Source organism: Janthinobacterium sp. GW823-FHT01H08 (assembly GCF_058797855.1).
Genome location: NZ_CM179504.1, coordinates 5,272,088 through 5,291,636, shown reverse-complemented (window position 1 = coordinate 5,291,636; position 19,549 = coordinate 5,272,088). Strand labels below are relative to the sequence as shown.

General features: G+C 66.6%; 15 protein-coding genes. 7 read left to right on the top strand and 8 right to left on the bottom strand.

Translation table 11 applies throughout. The features are described 5' to 3' along the window. Positions 1-4: 4 nt before the first annotated feature. The 3 genes from AC3RCG_RS23710 to AC3RCG_RS23700 form a co-directional block, all read right to left on the bottom strand. On the bottom strand, positions 5-649 hold the full coding sequence (locus AC3RCG_RS23710; RefSeq protein WP_121670342.1) for a response regulator: 645 nt from the start codon (positions 647-649) through the stop codon (positions 5-7). Positions 650-657: 8 nt separating this feature from the next. Beyond that, positions 658-1,401 carry a sensor histidine kinase gene (locus AC3RCG_RS23705; protein ID WP_492401815.1) on the bottom strand — a complete coding sequence of 248 codons (744 nt, stop codon included), beginning with the start codon at positions 1,399-1,401 and terminating at the stop codon, positions 658-660. 163 nt (positions 1,402-1,564) lie between these two features. Further along, positions 1,565-2,545, bottom strand: coding sequence for an alpha/beta fold hydrolase (locus tag AC3RCG_RS23700; RefSeq protein ID WP_492401816.1), 981 nt, complete (start codon positions 2,543-2,545; stop codon positions 1,565-1,567). 184 nt (positions 2,546-2,729) lie between these two features. Between AC3RCG_RS23700 and AC3RCG_RS23695 the strand changes: the two genes are divergently transcribed. The 7 genes from AC3RCG_RS23695 (at position 2,730) to AC3RCG_RS23665 (ending at position 11,774) form a co-directional block, all read left to right on the top strand. Next, positions 2,730-3,143 (top strand): DoxX family protein, encoded by a 414-nt coding sequence (locus AC3RCG_RS23695; protein WP_230502384.1) that lies wholly within the window; start codon positions 2,730-2,732, stop codon positions 3,141-3,143. A 331-nt stretch (positions 3,144-3,474) separates the two neighbouring features. Then, positions 3,475-3,828, top strand: a complete 354-nt coding sequence (locus AC3RCG_RS23690) for an ElaB/YgaM/YqjD family protein (protein WP_230502386.1) — start codon at positions 3,475-3,477, stop codon at positions 3,826-3,828. Positions 3,829-4,069: 241 nt separating this feature from the next. Next, complete coding sequence (locus AC3RCG_RS23685; RefSeq protein WP_492401817.1) at positions 4,070-6,481, top strand: catalase; 2,412 nt, start codon at positions 4,070-4,072, stop codon at positions 6,479-6,481. A 188-nt stretch (positions 6,482-6,669) separates the two neighbouring features. Then, positions 6,670-8,364, top strand: coding sequence for an MFS transporter (locus AC3RCG_RS23680; RefSeq protein ID WP_492401818.1), 1,695 nt, complete (start codon positions 6,670-6,672; stop codon positions 8,362-8,364). After that, a complete protein-coding gene (locus tag AC3RCG_RS23675; protein ID WP_070310334.1) occupies positions 8,351-9,547 on the top strand; it encodes an HlyD family secretion protein in 1,197 nt (398 codons plus the stop codon). The genes AC3RCG_RS23680 and AC3RCG_RS23675 overlap by 14 nt, the downstream gene beginning before the upstream one ends. Further along, a complete protein-coding gene (locus AC3RCG_RS23670; protein ID WP_492401819.1) occupies positions 9,544-10,938 on the top strand; it encodes an efflux transporter outer membrane subunit in 1,395 nt (464 codons plus the stop codon). Before AC3RCG_RS23675 ends, AC3RCG_RS23670 begins: the two co-directional genes overlap by 4 nt. A gap of 95 nt (positions 10,939-11,033) precedes the next feature. Then, entirely contained in the window at positions 11,034-11,774 is a 741-nt protein-coding gene (locus AC3RCG_RS23665) for a hypothetical protein (RefSeq protein WP_492401820.1), read from the top strand. 18 nt (positions 11,775-11,792) lie between these two features. Here the strand turns inward: AC3RCG_RS23665 and AC3RCG_RS23660 are convergent, their stop codons facing one another. From AC3RCG_RS23660 to AC3RCG_RS23640, 5 genes are all read right to left on the bottom strand, one after another. After that, positions 11,793-12,764 carry a hypothetical protein gene (locus AC3RCG_RS23660; protein ID WP_492401822.1) on the bottom strand — a complete coding sequence of 324 codons (972 nt, stop codon included), beginning with the start codon at positions 12,762-12,764 and terminating at the stop codon, positions 11,793-11,795. A 131-nt stretch (positions 12,765-12,895) separates the two neighbouring features. Beyond that, positions 12,896-16,012, bottom strand: a complete 3,117-nt coding sequence (locus AC3RCG_RS23655; RefSeq protein WP_492401823.1) for an efflux RND transporter permease subunit — start codon at positions 16,010-16,012, stop codon at positions 12,896-12,898. Positions 16,013-16,020: 8 nt separating this feature from the next. Continuing rightward, on the bottom strand, positions 16,021-17,205 hold the full coding sequence (locus AC3RCG_RS23650) for an efflux RND transporter periplasmic adaptor subunit (protein WP_492401824.1): 1,185 nt from the start codon (positions 17,203-17,205) through the stop codon (positions 16,021-16,023). A gap of 13 nt (positions 17,206-17,218) precedes the next feature. Further along, positions 17,219-18,634: an efflux transporter outer membrane subunit gene (locus AC3RCG_RS23645; protein ID WP_492401826.1), complete on the bottom strand. Its 1,416-nt coding sequence runs from the start codon at positions 18,632-18,634 to the stop codon at positions 17,219-17,221. After that, positions 18,631-19,353 carry a CerR family C-terminal domain-containing protein gene (locus AC3RCG_RS23640; protein WP_492401828.1) on the bottom strand — a complete coding sequence of 241 codons (723 nt, stop codon included), beginning with the start codon at positions 19,351-19,353 and terminating at the stop codon, positions 18,631-18,633. The genes AC3RCG_RS23645 and AC3RCG_RS23640 overlap by 4 nt, the downstream gene beginning before the upstream one ends. Positions 19,354-19,549: the final 196 nt, after the last annotated feature.

The window sequence follows — 19,549 nt, the reverse complement described above, 5'->3', positions numbered from 1 at the left end:
AACGCTAGAACGCGCCCAGCAAGCCGCGCCGGGCGGCCACCGTGGCCGCCTCGGTGCGGCTTGATACGTTGAGCTTGGTCAAAATATTATTTACGTGAAATTTGACGGTGCCCACCTCGATGCCGGCGCTGCGCGCGATCATCTTGTTGCTCTTGCCCGCAGACAGGTGCAGCAGGATGTCGTGCTCGCGTTTCGACAGGCGGTTCGCCTCGATGCGGCCGGCCTGCTGCGCCGCCAGTTCCGGCGGCAGATAGTGCCTGCCGGCGGCTACCTGGCCGATGCATTGCGTCAGTTGCAGGAAGCCGGAATCCTTCAGCAGGTAGCCGCGCGCGCCGGCGCGCAGGGCCCGGTGCACGCTGTCCTCGCCCTGGTAGGTGGTGAGGATGACGATCTTCGCTTGCGCATCGTCCGCGCAGATGCGCTCGATCGCTTCGACGCCATGCATTTCCGGCATGTTCAAATCCATCAGCACCACGTCGGGACGCAGCTCCCGGTACAGCGCCACGGCGGCGCTGCCCGTGCCGGCCTGGCCCAGCAGGCGTAAACCCGGCAGCGATGCGATCAGCGAGGCCAGGCCGGCCAGGATCAGCGGGTGGTCGTCGGCGATCAGCAGCGAGATAGGGGTGTCGTTGTCGCGGGGCGTGTGCATGCTTGTGCTCATGGTGCTGGCAGGGTGAAGTGGAAGACGCTGCCGTGGGGCGCGCCAGGCGCATGCCACAGGCGGCCGCCATGCGCGTCGAGGATGCGCCGGCAGATGGCCAGGCCCATGCCCATGCCGTCCGGCTTGCTGGAATACAGGGCGTGGTACAGGTACTCGGCCGCCTGCGGCGCGATGCCGGCGCCATTGTCGGCGATGCTGAAATGCTGCACGCCCTCATCGAGGCGCGAGGACAGCAGCACCGTGCGCGGCCGGCCGCGGGTGCCTTGCAAGGCTTCGATGGCGTTCATCAGCAGGTTCAGGAGGACTTGCCGGAATTGCACCGCGTCCGCATGCAGCAGCGGGCGGCCCGGCGCCAGCCGCGTTTGCAGGTCGATGGCGTGGCGTTGCAGCGGCGCGCGCAGCAGCGGCAGCAGCTCCTGTACGGCGTCGTCGGCGACAAACTGCGCGTGGGTGCCCGGCGCATGGCAGGCCAGGCCATGCACACTGCGCAGCACGGCGCTGGCATGGCTGCCGGCGCTGGCGACCAGGGCCAGCGCCGCGCGCGCCTCGTCGAGGCGGGGCGGATCGTGGTCGAGCCAGCGCAAGGCGGCATCGGCATTGAGCGCGATAGCCGCCAGCGGCTGGCGCACCTCGTGCGCGACCGATGCGGCAAATTCGCCCATGCCGCCCATGCCGCCCATGCGCTGGGCCGGTGCCAGGCCGGGGTCTTGCTGCTGAGGTAAATAATGCATGCTGGCCATCGCCGTGCTCCTGTCGCTGTCGCGGCGTATGCCGCATTGCAACAAGTATGCATGGCATCGTCGCCGGGGCACTTATACGAATGGGGGAGGCGGACGGTTTTTTTGCAAGGCAGGGGCGGGAAACACCGCCGGGCGGGCCGACGGTGCGCGGAGCGGATGAGGGTCAGGACTTGATAAAGGCCAGCAAGTCTTCGTTCAGGCGGTCCTTGTGGGTGGCCGGCAAGCCGTGCGGCGCGCCTTCATAGATGACCAGCCTGGCGTTCTTGATGAGCTTGGCTGCGGCCTTGCCGGAAGCGTCGATCGGCACGATCTGGTCGTCGCCGCCGTGCACGACCAGGGTCGGCACGGAGATTTTCTTCAGGTCGGCAGTGAAATCCGTCTCGGAAAACTGCTTGATGCAATCGTAGGCGTTCTTGATGCCGCACTGCATGCCCTGCAGCCAGAAGGTGTCGCGCATGCCTTGCGACACCTTGTTGCCGTGACGGTTGGCGCCGAAGAACGGCACGGTCAGATCCTTGAAGAATTGCGAACGGTCGGCCAGCACGCCGGCGCGGATGCCGTCGAAGACGGACATCGGCAAGCCGCCGGGATTGGTGTCCGACTTGACCATCTGCGGCGGCACGGCGCCCACCAGCACGGCCTTGGCCACGCGCTTTTCGCCATGGCGGCCGATATAGCGCGCCACTTCGCCGCCGCCCGTCGAATGGCCGACCAGGGTCGCGCCCTTGATGTCGAGCGCGTCGAGCAGGGTGGCCAGGTCGTCGGCGTAGGTATCCATGTCATTGCCCTGCCATGGCTGGCTCGACAGGCCGTGGCCGCGGCGGTCGTGCGCGATCACGCGGTAGCCGTGGCTGGCCAGGAACATCATCTGGTCTTCCCAGGCGTCGCCCTGCAATGGCCAGCCGTGGCTGAAGACGACGGGCGTGCCCGTGCCCCAGTCCTTGAAATGGATGACGGTGCCGTCCTTGACGGTGACCTTGTTGACGGTGAGCTTGCCCGGCGCGGCGGCGGCGGCAGCGGCAGGCTTGGCGGCGGCGCTGGCGCCACCGGCGGCCAGCAGGCCCGCACCGGCGGCGACACCGGCGACGCTGACGAGCAGCTTGCGGCGGGAATTGACTTCTTCGGCTTCGATTTTCTTCGACATGATGCTTTCCTTCGGGGATGGGGGAGGGGCCAGTGATGGCCTGGACCAGTGATGGCAGCGGCCAGTCTAGGCCTTCGCGCGCGCCGGCGCCTCTGCCAAAAGACCAGTCGCGCCGGGTCTTCCGCCTGCCTATGATGGCTGGCGGCGGCGCGCCGCGCCGCTTGCCTTTTCCACTGGAGCGAAGATGAAGAAACACTGGATGGCGGCGCTGGCCGGCCCCTTTTTACCCGATGCCGGCTTGCTGTTTGCGCGCGTGGCGGGCGCGCTGCTGGTGCTGCACGTGCACGGTTTGCCCAAGCTGCTGCATTTTTCCGAGGAACTGGCGCACATCGACGACCCGCTGCACCTGGGCCGCGCCGTCACCCTGTACTGCGCGCTGTTCGCGGAAATCGTCTGCCCGCTGCTGGTTGCCGCCGGCCTGCTGACGCGCCTGGCCTGCCTGCCCCTGCTGTTCCTGCTGGGCGTGTCGATGCTGCTCGTGCATCCGGACTGGAGCATCGCCGACGGGCAGTTCGGCTGGCTGCTGATCATCGTCTTCGGCACCATTGCCATCAGTGGCGCGGGACGCTATTCGCTCGATGCGCGGTTGCGGGCGTAAGCGGTGATGTCAACGATGTGTCGGTTACGCTCCGCTAACCCGACCTACGCCTAAATAACACCATTTCACCCCGATCCCCGTCCGCCCCACCAGGCCGGCGGGGATTGTTATTTCCATCAGGAATTTAAGTCTGTGCCTCAAGGTGTGGCAGCGCACGGTGGCGCGCGGCGGGCGCGGTTAAGGTAGTGCCAACAGCTTGCTGCTGATCCAGTGTTTGATATGGCTCAGCCCGGCAGCGTTTAGCCGCTTCTTTTTCCCAGAAGCGAGGAGAATCATGATTCGGTCACGGCATCGAGCATGGTTGATTTATTCACTATTAAAGGAAACCATCATGAACGCGATTGAAAAAACCAGCTCCGAGATGAACGGCACCGCCCAGGATACCCGCCAGGATTTGCACCGCACCATCGACAAGGTGGCTAGCCAGGCACAGCCTCTGGCCGACAAGGTCGCCACGCGCGCCCATGACAGCGTGGACCAGGTGGGCGACCGCATCGAGCAAGTCAGCGACACCGTCAGCAAGGCCTCGGAGCGCCTGATGGCGCGCGGCAAGCAACTGGGCGTCGCCTGCCAGCGCGCCGGCGAAACGGGCCGCGATTATGTGCGCGAGCGCCCGGCCATGTCCCTGCTGATTGCGGCCGCGGCCGGCTATGGCCTGTCGAAATTGCTGGGTTCGCGTAAATAAGTTTTACGCCTTCCTGGAAGCATTTGTCGTGGGCGCTGTTCCCTTCGCCGTCATGGCGGAGAGGGCCAGCGCCCACGCACACAAGGTAGTAGCAAGCAGTAAAGGAGAGTGATGATGCGCTCCATTTTGTTGTGGTTGATTGGCATACCTATTCCCATCATTATTTTGATTGCCCTGTTCGTGCGCTGAATGAGGGAGTTGTAGCGTTACTTCCCGGGGCAAACTACTCACAGGAGATGTAATGGCTACCACCAAGAAAACGCCGTCCACGGACGGTGCGGGTTCCGTATTGAGCAGCATGTCCGGCCCATCCGACGGCAATGCGCCAAACAGCCTGGGCACGGACAATAACGTGACCCGCGCGCTGCTGCAAAAGACGGCCGCCAGCCAGCAGCTGTCCGCCGCCATGGCCGACAATCCCAAGGAAGATGGCCAGTATGGCGAGGCGGCGCGCACGCCGATCGAAGGCGTGCATGTGGCGGCCGGCGAACCGCTGGCCACGGCCAGCACCACGGGCGAAACGCTGGCGTCGCCGAAGACGGGCGATGGCCAGCCCGCGTTGGGCGAGAATGCGCTGAATAGCTCGCTGGATGGCGCCCGCAGCGACGACAGCGGCTGCGTGCTGACGACCAACCAGGGCGTGCCCGTGGGCGACAACCAGAACTCGCTGAAGGCGGGCTTGCGCGGCCCCACGCTGATGGAAGATTTCATCCTGCGTGAAAAGCTCACGCATTTCGACCATGAGCGCATCCCCGAGCGCGTCGTGCATGCGCGCGGTTCGGCCGCCCACGGCTATTTCGAATGCTACAAGGAACAAAGCAAGCTGACGCGCGCCGCGCCGTTCGCCAAGGCGGGCAAGCGCACGCCCGTCTTCGTGCGCTTTTCCACCGTGGCCGGCGAGCGCGGCTCGACCGACACGGCGCGCGACGTGCGCGGCTTTGCCGTGAAGTTTTATACGGACGAGGGCAACTGGGACCTGGTCGGCAACAACATCCCCGTCTTCTTCATCCAGGATGCGATGAAATTTCCCGATGTGGTCCATGCGGTCAAGCCCGAGCCGCACAACGGCATGCCGCAGGCGGCCAGCGCGCACGACACCTTCTGGGATTTCGCCTCGCTGTCGCCGGAAATCACGCACATGCTGATGTGGGTCATGTCCGACCGCGCCATCCCACGCAGCTACCGCATGATGCAGGGCTTCGGCGTGCACACCTTCCGTCTCGTGAACGCCAAGGGCCAGTCCGTGTTCTGTAAATTCCACTGGTCGCCCATGGCCGGCACGCACTCGCTCGTGTGGGACGAAGCCGTCAAGATCAGCGGCGCCGATTCCGATTTCCACCGGCGCGACCTGTGGGAATCGATCGAATGCGGCGAGTATCCCGAATACGAGCTGTCGTTCCAGGTCTTCACGGAAGCGCAGGCCGAAGCGTTTCCCTTCGACGTGCTCGACCCCACCAAGCTGATTCCCGAAGAGGTGGTGCCCCTGATACCCGTCGGGAAAATGGTCTTGAACCGCAATCCCGACAATTTTTTCGCCGAGACGGAGCAGGTGGCCTTTTGCACGGCGCATATCGTGCCCGGCATCGATTTTTCCAACGACCCGCTGCTGCAGGGCCGCATCCACTCGTATATCGACACGCAGATCACGCGCCTGGGCGGCGCCAACTTCCATGAAATCCCCATCAACTCGCCGCTGGCACCCGTGCACAACAACCAGCGCGACGGCATCCACCGCCAGGCCATCAACCGGGGCCGGGTCGCGTACGAGCCCAATTCGCTGGCCGGCGGCTGCCCGTTCCAGGCCGGCGCCAGGGGCTTCAACAGTTTTCCCGCCTCCGCCGAGGGCGACAAGGTGCGCGGCAAGCCCGAGAAATTCGCCGAGCACTATGGCCAGGCGCGGCTGTTCTGGATCAGCCAGACGCCGGTCGAGCAAGACCATATCGTGCATGCGTTCCGCTTTGAACTGAGCAAGGTGCAGACGGTGGCGATTCGCAAGCGCATCGTCGCCATGCTGCGCAATGTCGACGAGACCCTGGCGCAGCGCCTGGCCGATGCGCTTGGCCTGGCGCTGCCGCCCGTCATGCCGCCCGTGTCCATGCTGCCGATTCCTGCGTATCCGCCGTCGCCGGCCCTGTCGCTCTTTTTCCGCCCCGGCAAGACGGGCATCCATACCCTGCGCGTGGCCATCCTCGTCGGGCCGGGCAGCGATGGGGCGCAGGTGCGCAACATCTATGCATCCTTGCTGGCCGAGGGCGCCGTGCCGCGCCTCGTGGGCAGCCATCTGGGGAAAGTCGACACGAGCGGCGGCGCGCCGCTCGACGTGGAAATCTCGCTCGAAACGGGACCGTCCGTGCTGTTCGACGCCGTCGTGATACCGGATGGCCAGGGCGCCGTGCAGCAGTTGGGCAGCGACGCGAACGCGCTCGACTTCCTGCGCCTGCAATACCGGCACTGCAAGCCGATGCTGGCCATCGGCGCGGGCAAGGGCTTGCTGGACAAGGCTGGCGTGCCGGTGACCCTGCCCGACGGCAAGCCGGACCCCGCCATCATCGTCGTACCGGCGGGCGACGTGGCGAAAGGCGTGGCGGCCTTTAAAAAGGCGCTGGCCGCGCACCGGGCGTTTGCGCGCGAAACGGATCCGCCCCGCGTGTGATGCCCGCATGAGCGCCAACGGGGCCGGCCTGGCTTGCCCCGTTGGCGTAACCGTGCGCAACAGTGCGCAACAATGTAAACAAGAAAAACGTCCTGCGATGATATGCTGCTGACTAGAACTGTTCATTTGCAACTATTTCTATCACTGCAGCAAAGAACGGCTTCAGCAAACCGGATCGCGATTACCGCATGGACAAGTACACACCTCGCACCTGGGGGCCGGGCGAACGTCCGACCTTGCCCGGGTCGCCATCGATGCCCGAACATTCGACGCCCAAGCGTGTCGCGTATTTCATCGTCGGCCTGATCGTCGCGCTGACGGGGGGACTCGGTAATGGCCTGGTGACGGCCAATTTGCTGAACCTGCAAGGTTCGCTGGCCGCCTATGCCTACCAGATGCAGTGGCTGCCGGCCGCCTACGTGATGACCATCGTGTCCATGAATCTGCTGCTGGTGAAGTTCCGCCAGCAATTCGGCCTGCGCCTGTTTACGGAAGCGTTCCTGGTGCTGTATGCGCTGGTGACGTTCGCCCACTTGTATGCCAATACCTTGCCTTCGGCGATCGCCGTGCGCGCCGCGCATGGCATGGTGGGCGGCGCGCTGGGCGTGCTGGGGCTGTACTACACCTTGCAGGCGTTTCCCGCGCGGCACCGCCTGAAAGGCGTGGTGCTGGGCCTGGGCTTTGCCCAGCTGGCGCTGCCGCTGGCGCGCATCTTCACGTCTGAACTGCTGCAGATCGGCGAATGGCACGGCCTGTACCTGTTCGAGCTGGGACTGGCCCTGCTGGCGCTGGGCTGCGTGCTGGCCCTGAAGCTGCCGCCCGGCGACCGCGTGCAGACGTTCGAGCCGCTCGATTTCCTCACCTTTATTCTGTTCGCGCCCGGCGTGGCCCTGCTGTGCGCCGTGCTGGCGCAGGGGCGCACGGCGTGGTGGATGGAATCGGAGTGGGTGGGCGTGTGCCTGGCGGGCTCCATCGTGCTGATCGCCGCCTCGCTGGCCATCGAGCATAACCGCGCGCGCCCGCTGCTCAACACGCGCTGGCTCACCACGGGCAAGATCGCCAAGCTGTTTTTATCGGTGCTGCTGTTTCGCGTCGTGCTGTCCGAATCGACGGGCGCCGTGGGCTTTTTGCAGGCGCTGGGGCTGAACACGGACCAGATGCAGAACCTGTTCATCGTGGTCCTGCTGGGCAGCGTGGCGGGCCTGGTGGTCAGCGCGCTGACGATCAATCCGGCCACCCTGAACCGCTCGCTGATGTTCGCGCTGCTGCTGATCGCAGCCGGTGCCCTGATCGACGCGCACGCCACCAGCCAGACGCGCCCCGCCAACATGTATGTCAGCCAGTTCCTGCTGGCCTTTGGCGGCACGTATTTCCTCGGTCCCACCATGGTGGCCGGCATGGGCGCCGTGATCGCCGAACCGCGCAACCTGGTGAGTTTTTCCGTGATGTTTACCATGACGCAGAACCTGGGCGGCTTGCTCGGGTCGGCCATCGTCGGCACCATCCAGACGGCGCGCGAAAAATACCATTCCAGCTACCTGGTCGAGCACCTCACCATGCTCGACCCGCAGGTGGCCGCGCGCGTACAGTCCGGTGCCGCAAGCTATGGCGGCGTGCTGACGGACCCGGCGCTGCGCAGCGCCCAGGGCGTGGCCCGCCTGGGCGCCGTCGCCACGCGCGAAGCCAATGTCCTCGCCTACAACGACGTCTTTTTGATGATCGCCAGCGTCGCCGTCGCCACCCTGATCTGGATGCTGGTCAGCCAGTTCTGGACCCGCATCACCACCGGCGCGCGCCGCCTGGTCGGCCCCGTGCGCGATGCGCAGACGGCCATGGCCATCGTCCCCATTACCAATTCGGAACCGAGCAATGACAGAAAATAACACCCCGCCGCCAGTACCGACGCCTGCACCGCCATCCGCACCCGCAGCGCCACCCGCGCCCGCGGCCAGCAGCACGCCGCCGCAGCCGGACCGGCGTCACCAGTGGCTGTCCGCGCTGGCCTTTGCAGCGGTGGCCCTGGTGGGCGTGCTGATCGTGCTGTATGCGTGGCGTTTGCCGCCGTTCACCAGTCCCATCGTGACGACGGAAAACGCCACCGTGCGGGGGCAGGTGACCATCATCGGCACGCAGCTGTCGGGCTATGTGGTGGAAGTGACGGTGCAGGACTTCATGGATGTGAAGGAAGGCCAGCTGCTGGTGCGCATCGACGACCGCATCTATCAGCAGCGCTACGAGCAGGCGCAGGCCCAGCTGGCCGCGCAGCAGGCGGCGCTGTCGAACTGGGCGCAGCAGAAGGCCAGCGCGCAGGCGGGCATTTCCGTCAGCGAGGCGGCGCTGGCCAACGCGGAAGCGCAGGCGCGCAAGGCCAGCGCGGACTTGAGCCGGGTGGAGCAGCTGGTGGCCGACGGTTCGCTGTCGCAGCGCGAACACGACCAGTCGCGCGCCACGCAGGCGCAGATGGCGGCCGCGCTGGCACAGGCCCGCGCCAATCTCGACATCGCCCAGCAAAGCGTGCATTCCGTGGTGGTCAACAAGCAGGCGCTCGAGGCTGCCGTGGCCAACGCGCAGGCGGCCGTCAAGGCGGCGAAGATCGACCTCGATAACACGCGCATCGTCGCGCCCTCCGACGGCCAGCTGGGCCAGGTGACGGTGCGCCAGGGTGCCTATGTGAATTCGGGCGCGCAGCTGATGGCGCTGGTGCCGCGCCAGATGTGGGTCATCGCCAATTTCAAGGAAACGCAGATGAACGGCGTGCAGGAAGGGCAAAGCGCCACCTTCCACGTCGACGCGCTCGACGGCGCCGTGCTGACGGGCCAGGTGGAGCGCATTTCGCCGGCCACAGGGTCCGAGTTTTCCGTGCTGCCGGCCGATAACGCGACGGGCAACTACCTCAAAATTGCCCAGCGCATTCCCGTGCGCATCCGCATCGATCCGGGCCAGGCGAATGCGCGCCGCCTCGTGCCGGGCATGTCGGTGGTGGTCAGCGTCGACACGTCGGCCGTGCTGAATGACTCGGCGGACAATCCGGCGCCCCCGCCTGCACCGAAGAAGGCCAAGCCATGAAGCGCCGTCACCTGCTGATGGCCGGTGCGCTGGCGCTGGCCGGCTGCGCCGCCAACGCGCCGCCGCAGCCCGCATCGGCACTGCAGCTGCCTTCCGGCTGGCGCGCGCAAGCCGTCGGCGCACCTGCGGCGACGGGTGCCCATGTCGAGCAACTGTGGTGGCAAGCCTTCGGCGATCCGGTCTTGAGCGACCTGGTGGGCGAGGCGCTGGCGCGCAATGGCGATTTGCGCGTGGCGCGCGCCCGGGTGCAGGAATACCGCGCGCGCCTGGCGCAGGCCGACGCGAACCGCGCGCCCAATCTGGCCTTCGACGGTTCGCCCACGCGCACGCGCACCCTGGCGTCCAGCGGCAAGCCGTATGTGACGAATGTCTTCCAGGCCGAACTGCAGGCCAGCTATGAAATCGACGTGTGGGGCCGGCTGGCCAGTCTGAGCGACGCGGCCGGCGAGAGTTACCGCGCCGAGCAGGCCAGCCTCGATGCGGCGGCCCTGTCGATCGCCGCCAGCGTGGCGACCAGTTACCTGAATCTGCGGGGCCTCGACGCGCAGCTGGAGTTGACGCAATCGACCCTGCAGCTGCGCGAACAGTCGCGCGAGCTGGCGCGCAAGCAGTTCGAGGTGGGCTACAGCTCGCGCCTGGAATGGCTGCAGGCGCAATCGGAATACCATGCGGCGGCCGAGCAGGTGCCGCAGCTGCAGCGGCAGATTTTCGAACAGGAAAACGCGCTGGCTGTCCTTGTCGGCGGCAATCCCGGCCCCATCGCGCGCGGCTTGCCGCTGGCGGGGCTGGCCGCGCCTGGGGTGCCGGCCGGCTTGCCGTCCGAACTGCTGCGCCGGCGGCCCGACATCGCGCGCGCGGAACACAACCTGGCGGCCGCCAACGCCAGCCTGGCCGCCACGCGCGACCAGCTGCTGCCCTCGTTCAAGCTGACGGCGGCCGGCGGCGGGCAGGCGACTACGCTCACCGATTTCCTGCATGCGCCCACTGCCCTGTGGCGCCTGACGGCCTTGGCGGCCGGCCCCCTGTTCGATGGCGGGCGCGTGCAGGCGCAGACGGATGCGGCCGGCGCGCAGCGCGACCAGCTCGTGTACGCATATGAAAACGTGGTGCGCAACGCGTTCGCCGAAACGGAGAACAGCCTGGGCGCCCTCTACCGCCTGCAGCAGCAAGCCGTGGAAAACGACGCGCGCCGCGCCGCGGCGGCGGACACCCTGCGCATCGCGCATAACCGCTACCGCAATGGCTACGCCTCGTACCTGGAAGAACTCGACGCCCAGCGCACCCTGTACAGCGCCGACGTGGGGCTGCTGCAGCTGAAGACGCGCATCCTCGTCGCCTCGGTCGACCTGTACCGCGCCATGGGCGGCGGCTGGTCGGCCCAGACGCAATAGATGCGTGTGCACGGTGCGGCCAGTGTAATATTCTGAGCAGGGAAAGCGGCGGCGCCGTGCCAGCTGCTCCCGTCACGAACGAACGAGGTCGCAGCATGACGATTTTTGGCATAGGCATCCACATTCTGATCGCGGTATTTTTTGCGATCCACGTGGTGCGCAACGGGCAGCAGCTGTACTGGCTGCTCATTTTATTCATGTTCCCGCTGCTGGGCAGCGCGGTGTATTTTTTCGCCATCTACCTGCCCAATTCGCGCCTGCCGCAAGGCGCGCGCAAGGTCGCTTCGGTGGCCGTGCAGGTGCTCGATCCGAACCGCGAATTACGCGAGGCGAAAGCGGCTTTCGAGTACACGCCGACGGCGCAAAACCAGATGCGCCTGGCCAGCGCGCAGCTGGAGGCGGGCGATGCGCAGGAAGCGGCAGCGACGTACGAAGCCTGCCTGCGGGGCGCGTTTTCATCGGACCTGGAAATTCGCCTGGGCGCGGCGCGCGCCTATCTGGAATGCGCGCGCGGCGCCGAAGCGCTGACGCACCTGGAATTCATCCGCCGCACGGATATCCATTTCCGTCCCGAGATGGTGTCCCTGCTGACGGCGCGCGCGCTGGCGCAAAGCGGGCGACAGCAAGAAGCGAAAGCGGAATTCGACGATGCGCTGACGCGCTACAACAGCTTCGAGTGCCGCGCCGAGTGCGCGATCTGGGCGCTGCAGCAGGGAGACAAGGTGCTGTCGGAGCGCCTGCTGCTCGATATCGACAGCGCCATGGCCCGCTGGAGCAGCCATACGCGGGCGATGTATGCGCCGCTGCTGGCGCGCCTGGAGGCGGCGCGCCGCTGATGGCTTGCCGGTGCCGGCTTACACGCCAGGCACTGGATTCTTCCCTTCAAGCAGTTTGTACCCCTTGCCGTCGAAGCCATAGCGCGCGTGGCCGTTCAGTGGCGTGGCGATGCGCGGCGGGTCTTCGTCCGGCTTGACCTTGACGCCCGGCTTGATCTTTTCGGAGGCGCCCTTGAAGTCGATCAGCAAGTCATCGTAGGCGCCGCCATTGCGCGCCGGCGCGAAGCGCCAGTTCCCCTTGACCATCCAGCACTCGTCCGTTTCAGGTCCGCAGGCGCCCATATTGTCCGAGTACAGGTCGATGGCGCCATCGAGCGAGGTGACCTTGCCGTCGCCGATTTCAAACAGGGCCAGTTGCGTGATGGTGTAGCCCTGGCCCGTATAGCCGTAGCGGATCGCCAGTCCCGGCTTGTTCGCGCCCAGCATGACCCAGTGGACTTCGCCGAGCTGCCCCGACGAGCCCAGGGCGGCGATGTTTTCCAGGCGTTTCACGACTTGCCACTGGCCGTCTTCCGGTGTGCCCTTGGGCGCCAGGAAAAAGACATTCAGCAGCCCCGGCGAGGCATGCGCCGATTCGGCCGTGCCTTCCGTGTTGGCCGTTTCCGCATTCGCCACCAGGATGGCGCTGCCATCAGGCAGCAGCTTGTGGCTGACGGCGCTGACCACGTAACTGAGCTTGTCGACGTGGTTGTCCGGATCGGGCAGGTCGGCCAGTGCATCGTCGCTGTCGTCGCGGTAGGCCTTGCCGAAGACGGCGCGCATCATGGTCGCTTCGCGCTCGCGCGCCTGCGGCGTGTTCATCGCTTCCGTCCTGGGCGCGGTGGCGGACGGCGGCGGCACGTGTTCGGCCGATGCCGTTGCATCGGCGGCGGCGGGGACGGCGGCTGCCACGTCGGCTGCCAGGCCGGCGCTGGCGGGGGTGGTCTTGTCCGAGCAGGCGCCGAGCAGTGCGGAGGCTATCAGCAGGACGAGCGGGGTGCGGTAATTCATAGGCAGGGCAGATTGCGGTCATGGAGAATGGGCGCAGTATGCCAGATAGATGAAAGCGAGGGAGCGCGGCCTGGCGGCCGGTCCCTCGCTTCCTTGCCCGCAGGGGGCGTTTTTGCAATCAGCCTTGGCGCTTATTTTTCCAGCGCCACCCTGTCATCGCGCCGCAGCGGCGCCTTCTGGCGGCGCAGTTTCGCCATGCCGCGCTTGAGCAGGTGCTCCAGGTCGTCGATGTAGGTGAACACGGCCGGCACCACCAGCAGGCTCAATAAGGTCGAGGTGATCAGGCCGCCGATGACGGTAATGGCCATCGGCGAACGGAAGCTGGGGTCGGCGCCCCAGCCCAGCGCCAGCGGCATCATGCCGGCGCCCATGGCGATCGTCGTCATCAGGATGGGCCGGCTGCGCTTGTGGCAGGCGTCGACCAGCGCGTCGAAGCGGTTCATGCCGGCCTGGCGCGCCAGGATCGCATAGTCGACCAGCAGGATGGAGTTCTTTGTGACGATCCCCATCAGCATGATCAGGCCGATCATCGACGGCATCGACAGGGCGCTGCCCGTGATCAGCAGCGCCACGAAGGCGCCGCCGATCGACAGCGGCAGCGCCGCCAGGATGGTCACCGGCTGCATGAAGTCCTTGAACAGCAGCACCAGCACGCAGTAGATGCACAGCACGCCGATCAGCATGGCCAGGCCGAAGCTGGCGAACAGCGAGGCCATTTCCTGCGCGTCGCCCAGTTCGGCGATCTTCACGGACGGCGGCAGATTCTTCATCGACGGCAGCGCGCGCGCTTCTTCATTCAGTTCGCCGAGCGTGCGCGAACCGAGTTCCACGTCGAGGGTGACGTTGCGGCTGCGGTTCAACCGGTCGATCTGCGCCGGGCCGCTTTCCATCGTCACCGTGGCCACGTTCGCCAGGCGCACGGGGCCATTCTTGCCGGGCACGGTCAGGCGCTCGATGGCGGCCAGGTCGGCGCGCACGCTGTTGGGCAGCTTGACGCGGATCGGCACCTGCCGTTCCGGCAGGTTCATTTTCGTCAGGTCCGTATCGTAGTCGCCGGCCGTGGCCACGCGCACGGTTTCGCCGATCGCTGCCGCCGTCACGCCCAGGTCGGCCGCCTTGGCGAAATCGGGGCGCACGATGATTTCCGGACGCACCAGCGAGGCGCTGGAATTGACGTTGCCGATGCCTTTCAGGCCGCGCAGTTCACGCTCGACCTTTTGCGCCGCGGCCATCAGCGCCACCGGGTCTTCCGAGCGCAGCACCAGCTGCATCTTGACGCCCGTGTCGGGCGGCCCCACCGTGAAGCGGGCGCCGGGGATCGTATCGAGCTTGTGGCGCAGCTGCGTTTCCAGGTCCGCCATCGATTCCTTGCGCTCCGTGCGGTGCACGGTGGTCAGGGTCAGCACGGCGCGGCGCGCCTCGGCCGCCGCGCCGGGGGCGAAGGCGTCGCCGCTGGAACCCCCGCCGATCGAACTGAAGACGCCCTGTATGCCTTGTGTGCGCATGGCCGCGTCGCGCGCCAGCGCTGCCACGGCCTGCGTTTCCGCCAGGGTGGAGCCGGGCGGCAGTTCCAGGTTGATCTGCGTCTGTGCGCGGTCGGCAGCCGGCACGAAACCGGTCGGCAGCAGCGGCACGAGCGCGATGGCGCCGACAAAGAACAGGGCCGCGGCGATGGCCGTGATGCCGCGGTGGTTCAGGCACCAGCGCATCACGCGCAGATAGCGCGTCATCAGCCAGCCATCCTGTTCTTCCTTGTGCGGCAGCGGTTTCAATATGTAGGCCGCCATCATCGGCGTGAGCAGTCGCGCCACCACCAGCGAGGCCAGCACGGCCAGCACGGCCGTCCAGCCGAACTGCTTGAAGAACAGGCCGGGAATGCCGCTCATGAAGGCCGTCGGCAGGAACACGGCCACCAGCGCGAAGGTGGTGGCGATCACCGCCATGCCGATTTCGTCGGCCGCTTCCATGGCCGCTTCCATGGGCGACTTGCCCATGCGCAGATGGCGCTCGATGTTTTCGATTTCCACGATGGCATCGTCGACCAGCACGCCGACGACCAGCGCCAGCGACAGCAGGGTGACGGTATTGAGCGTGTAGCCGAACCAGTAGATGCCGAGGAAGGCCGGCATCACGGACAGAGGCAGGGCGGCGGCGGCCACCAGGGTGGCGCGCCAGTCGCGCAGGAACCACCACACCACCAGCACGGCCAGCAGCGCGCCTTCGTACAGCAGTTCCATCGAACCGTCGAAGTTTTCCTCGACGGGGAAGGCGTTGTCGATCGACTGCTGCAGCACCACGTTGGGGTTTTCCTTTTGCAGGTCGGCGATGGCGTCGCGCGCGCCCTTGGCGACGGCCACTTCGCTGGCGCCCTTGGTGCGGAACACCTCGAAGGCGACCACGGTCTTGCCATCCTGCTCGGCCAGCGCGCGCGGTTCGGCGATGGTGTCGCGCACGGTGGCCACCTGGTCCAGGCGCACATGGCGGCCGTCCGGCAGCGGCACTTCCACGCGCGACAGTTCATCGGCCGTCTTGACGGTGGCGATGGTGCGCACCGACTGCTCGGCGCCGCTGATGTCGCCCCTACCGCCCGGCGCTTCGCGCTGCACCAGGCGCAGCTGGCGCGAGACGTCGAGGGCCGAGACCTTCAAGGCCGCCATGCGCGCTTCGTCGAGTTCCACCTGGATTTCGCGGTAGACGCCGCCCACGCGGGTGACGGCGCCCACGCCGGGCACGGTCAGGAGGCGCTTGGCGACCGTGTTGTCGACGAACCACGACAGGTCGGGAGAGTCGAGCGGGTTGTCCACGCCGGGTTTTGCCGTGGCGATAAAGGTCAGCACCACGCGCCCGGCCGTGGACGCCTTGGTGACGGTGGGATCGCGCAGCTCGGCCGGCATGTCCGCCTTGACCCGCGCGACGGCGTCGCGCACGTCGTTGACGGCTTCGGCGATCTGCTTTTCCAGGATGAATTCGACGGTCACCGTGACGACGCCATCGAGCACCTTGGTGTAGATGTTTTTCACGCCTTGCAGAGTGGCGACGGAGTCTTCGATCTTGCGCGCCACTTCCGTTTCCAGCTGGGCCGGCGCGGCGCCGGGCAGCACCGCGCTGACGGTGACGATGGGCAGTTCGATGTCGGGGAAATCCTGCACCGGATTGGCCTTGTAGGCCAGCAGGCCTGCCAAAGTCAGCAGCGCGAACAGCATGATGGCCGGGATCGGATTCTTGATCGAGAGGGAGGAAAAATTCATGGCTTGCCTTACTTTTTCGCTGCCATGGCGGCCGGCGCAGCGGGCTTGGCTGCCGCCGGTGCCGCTACCGGGGTGGCGACATTGCGTACCAGGTCGCCGTCATTGAGGAAGCCGGCGCCGCTGACGACGATCGTCGTGTCGGCCGTGATGCCGCCTAAAATCTCGATGCGGTCGCTCAGGCGCCGTCCGGCCTGCACCTTGATCTGGCTGACCCGCTGGTCGGGATTGAGGCGGAAGACATAGCTGAAGCCGTCGCGCACGGCAATCGCCTGCTGCGGCACCGTCAGCGCGCCCGAGGTGCCCAGTTCAAATTCGCCGCTGGCGTACATGCCGGCCTTGAACGGCGCATGGTTGCCCGTGCTGGCCGGCAGGTCCACGTACACGAGGGCGGAACGCGTCTGCGGGTCGACCGTGGGGGCGATCATGCGCACCTTGCCCGTCAACACGCTGCCATTGGCCGCCTTCACTTGCGCCAGCGTCCCTGGTTTCAAATTGAGCAGCTCGGTGGCCGTCACTTCGGCGCGCCATTCGAGGCGGCCCTGGCGGATCATGCGGAACAATTCCGTGCCGGCGCCCACCACCGAGCCCACGGTGGCCGAGCGCGAGGAAATGATGCCGCTGTCGGGCGCCACCACCTGCGTGTATTTCAGGCGCAGCTGCTGCGACGCCAGCTGCGCCCTGGCGGACGCGATGCGCGCGTTGGCCGTCTGTTCTGCCGTCAGGTACTGGCTGATCTGCTGCGCGCTGATGGCGCCCGTGCTTTGCAGCGAGCGGGCGCGCTGCGCGTTGGCTGCCGCCTCGGCCGCATTCGCTTCCGCTTCCAGCACGGCGGCTCTGGCCTGCGCCACGTCGGCGTTCACCGTGTCGTTCGAGAACACGGCCAGCACCTGGCCGGCGCGCACGACGTCGCCGACATTCACGCGCACGTCGGTGAGGCGCAAGCCGTTCGACTCGCTGCCGATGACGGCTTCCTGCCAGGCGGCGACGTTGCCGTTGGCGCTCAGCTTGATGGGCAGGCTGGCCGTCTGCGGCTTGGCCGTGGTGACGGTCAGCGCGGGTTTTTGCGCCGCCTTCTTGTCCTTCGCCTCGTCGGCTGCCGTGCAAGCCGATGGGTACAGGGACACGCCCGCGCCCAGCATTACGCAAAGGGCGGCCAGGGCGAATGCCGTGGGTGTCAAAATCAGTTTTTTCATGTTGTCGTATCCGTCAAGGTGCGTTGTTGGCGATGGTGCTGCTGCCGTTCCAGCCGCCGCCGGCGGCGCGGTACAGCGCCACCCAGGCGGCGCTGCGTTCGCGCTCGAGGTTGACCACCGTGTTTTCGGCGGCCAGGCGCGTGCGGCGGGCGTCTTCCAGTTCGATCAGGCTGGCCAGGCCGTTCCTGTAGCGGTCTTCGGTGGCGACGAACGACACGCGGTAGCCTTCCAGCGCGGTTTTGGCATGCTCGCTGCGCGCGTCCGTGCTGGCCAGGTTGACCAGCGCCTCTTCCACTTCGCGCACGGCCTGGCGCACGCCGGCGCGGTATTTCACCACGGCTTCGTCGTAGCGCGCCGTGGCCGCGTCGACCTGGGCGCGGCGGGTGCCGCCGTCGAAGATGGGCAGGCTGACGGCCAGCGGGCCGATGCTCCAGGTGCTGGCCGTGATGCTGGTGCCGCCGGCGCGGATATTGCCCTTGCCGATCGAGCCTGCCAGGCTCAGGCGGGGATAGCGCTGCGCCTGCGCGCCGCGTACTTCGAAGCTGGCGGCGGCCACTTCGCGTTCGGCGCTGTAGATGTCGGGACGCTGGGCCAGGGTTTGTGCCGGCAGTTCCGCTATCGCCACCGGCGAGGGCAGGATGGCAGGGCTGGCCGCCAGCTTCTGGCGCAGCGACGCTTCCGGCATGGCCGACAGGGCGACCAGCGCCTTGATGTTCACGTCGCAGGCGGCGCGCTGTTCGATGGCGCGGCTGGCGCCTTCGGCGGCGCTGGCGCGGGCCAGGGCGGCGTTGGCGGGCGGCTGGAAACCGGCGCCGGCGCTCAGCTCCGTCAGGCGTGCCGAGTCGCGGCGCGAGGCCGCATCCTGTTCGGCCACGGCCTGCAACTGCTGGCAGGTGCGCAAGGCGTAGTACTGGTTCGCCACTTCGGCGGCCACCGAGACGCGGGCCTCATGCCAGAGCGCGCGCGCGCTGCCGTAGCGCTCCTGCGCCGCGTCGCGCGTGGCGCGGTTGGCCCCAAACACGTCGATTTCCCACGACGCCTGCAAGGCCGCCTGCGAGGTGGTGCCGCTGGGCTGCGCCGATTGCTGGCTGGTGCGCACCACGCTGCCCGTCGCGTCGAGCTTGGGCGCCAGCGCGGCGCCGCTGGCGATGCTGTCCGCGCGCGCCTGCACGATGCGCGTGCCGGCGGCGGCGATGGTGGGGCTGACCTGTTGCGCCTCGGTGATCAATTCCACCAGCAGGCTGTCGCCCTGGCCCTGCCACCAGCTGGCCAGGTCAGTCAGCTTGCCGTTGTGCGGCAGCGGCGCCTGCCACTGCGCGGGTGCGCTGGCGGCCACCGCGGCGGGCGGCCCTTGCAGGGCGCAACCGCCCAGCGCCAGCACGATGCCGGCGGCCAGGGCGCGTTGAACGGTGCATCGAATAATCGTCATGCTGGTCCTTCTGCTTGTCGTTGAGTGGTAGAGGGGGGAGTGGCCAGGCACCGGCGTTCCACGTCGGCCATGGCCAGCGCGTAGTCGGTCAAGCGCGCCAGCCAGGTGTCGATCGCGTGCGGCGATTCCAGCAGTTGCGGGCGCAAGGTGTGCAGCACGTCGGCGCCCACCATGTGCTGCAGGGCCAGCGAGGCGATGGAAAACGCCAGCCGGTGCATGTCGTCGCTGTTGGCTGGCGCGCCCAAGTGGCGCGCCAGCACGCGCGTGAGCGCCTCGTGTTCGGCACGGATGTTCTGGTCGACCTCGCGCGCCCACAGGCCCGTCGGTTCGAGCATCTCGCGGCACCACAGGCGCATGCAGTCGCGCGCGATTTCTCCTTGCTGCATGGGGGCGAGCAATTGCGCATAAAAGCCTTCCAGACTTTGGCGCAGGGTGAAATGCGGTTGCTCGTACAGGGCGATATTGTCTTGTGGATTCGATAGTTGATGGGAGAAGGCGGCGCGGTACAGGCCCGCCTTGTCGCCAAAATAATAGCGGATGGCCGCCGCGTTGGTGCCGGCCGCCTGCGCCAGTTCGCGCGTGGAGGTCTTGGCGTAGCCCTGCCCGGCAAACAGGCGGATGGCGCTATGCAGCAGGCGCTCGCGCGACTGCTCGCCATCGGAGCGGGGCTTGCGCCCGTCGTCGGCGCTTGGTGTTGGGGAAATGTTTTTTTCAATCATGTCGGAGATTTAATCATATATCTCAAACGATTGATATAACTAAATCGCTTGATTTAGTTAACGAAAGATGAAGATGTGGTAAAACGCGGGCAAAAAAAAGCCCGCGAACTGGCGCGGGCTGAATCCAATGTTCAGGGAACGAATTGGAGGAGACAGTTCCACTATAGCGCTGAAAATGGTGCGGTGCAATACCGTA

Excerpts from the sequence above, each read along its gene's own strand:
- AC3RCG_RS23705 (WP_492401815.1), bottom strand. The coding sequence starts at position 1,401 with ATGGCCAGCATGCATTATTTACCTCAGCAGCAAGACCCCGGCCTGGCA.
- AC3RCG_RS23670 (WP_492401819.1), top strand. The coding sequence starts at position 9,544 with ATGAAGCGCCGTCACCTGCTGATGGCCGGTGCGCTGGCGCTGGCCGGC.
- AC3RCG_RS23695 (WP_230502384.1), top strand. The coding sequence starts at position 2,730 with ATGAAGAAACACTGGATGGCGGCGCTGGCCGGCCCCTTTTTACCCGAT.
- AC3RCG_RS23710 (WP_121670342.1), bottom strand. The coding sequence starts at position 649 with ATGCACACGCCCCGCGACAACGACACCCCTATCTCGCTGCTGATCGCC.
- AC3RCG_RS23665 (WP_492401820.1), top strand. The coding sequence starts at position 11,034 with ATGACGATTTTTGGCATAGGCATCCACATTCTGATCGCGGTATTTTTT.
- AC3RCG_RS23640 (WP_492401828.1), bottom strand. The coding sequence starts at position 19,353 with ATGATTGAAAAAAACATTTCCCCAACACCAAGCGCCGACGACGGGCGC.
- AC3RCG_RS23675 (WP_070310334.1), top strand. The coding sequence starts at position 8,351 with ATGACAGAAAATAACACCCCGCCGCCAGTACCGACGCCTGCACCGCCA.
- AC3RCG_RS23645 (WP_492401826.1), bottom strand. The coding sequence starts at position 18,634 with ATGACGATTATTCGATGCACCGTTCAACGCGCCCTGGCCGCCGGCATC.
- AC3RCG_RS23660 (WP_492401822.1), bottom strand. The coding sequence starts at position 12,764 with ATGAATTACCGCACCCCGCTCGTCCTGCTGATAGCCTCCGCACTGCTC.
- AC3RCG_RS23700 (WP_492401816.1), bottom strand. The coding sequence starts at position 2,545 with ATGTCGAAGAAAATCGAAGCCGAAGAAGTCAATTCCCGCCGCAAGCTG.
- AC3RCG_RS23685 (WP_492401817.1), top strand. The coding sequence starts at position 4,070 with ATGGCTACCACCAAGAAAACGCCGTCCACGGACGGTGCGGGTTCCGTA.
- AC3RCG_RS23680 (WP_492401818.1), top strand. The coding sequence starts at position 6,670 with ATGGACAAGTACACACCTCGCACCTGGGGGCCGGGCGAACGTCCGACC.
- AC3RCG_RS23650 (WP_492401824.1), bottom strand. The coding sequence starts at position 17,205 with ATGAAAAAACTGATTTTGACACCCACGGCATTCGCCCTGGCCGCCCTT.
- AC3RCG_RS23690 (WP_230502386.1), top strand. The coding sequence starts at position 3,475 with ATGAACGCGATTGAAAAAACCAGCTCCGAGATGAACGGCACCGCCCAG.
- AC3RCG_RS23655 (WP_492401823.1), bottom strand. The coding sequence starts at position 16,012 with ATGAATTTTTCCTCCCTCTCGATCAAGAATCCGATCCCGGCCATCATG.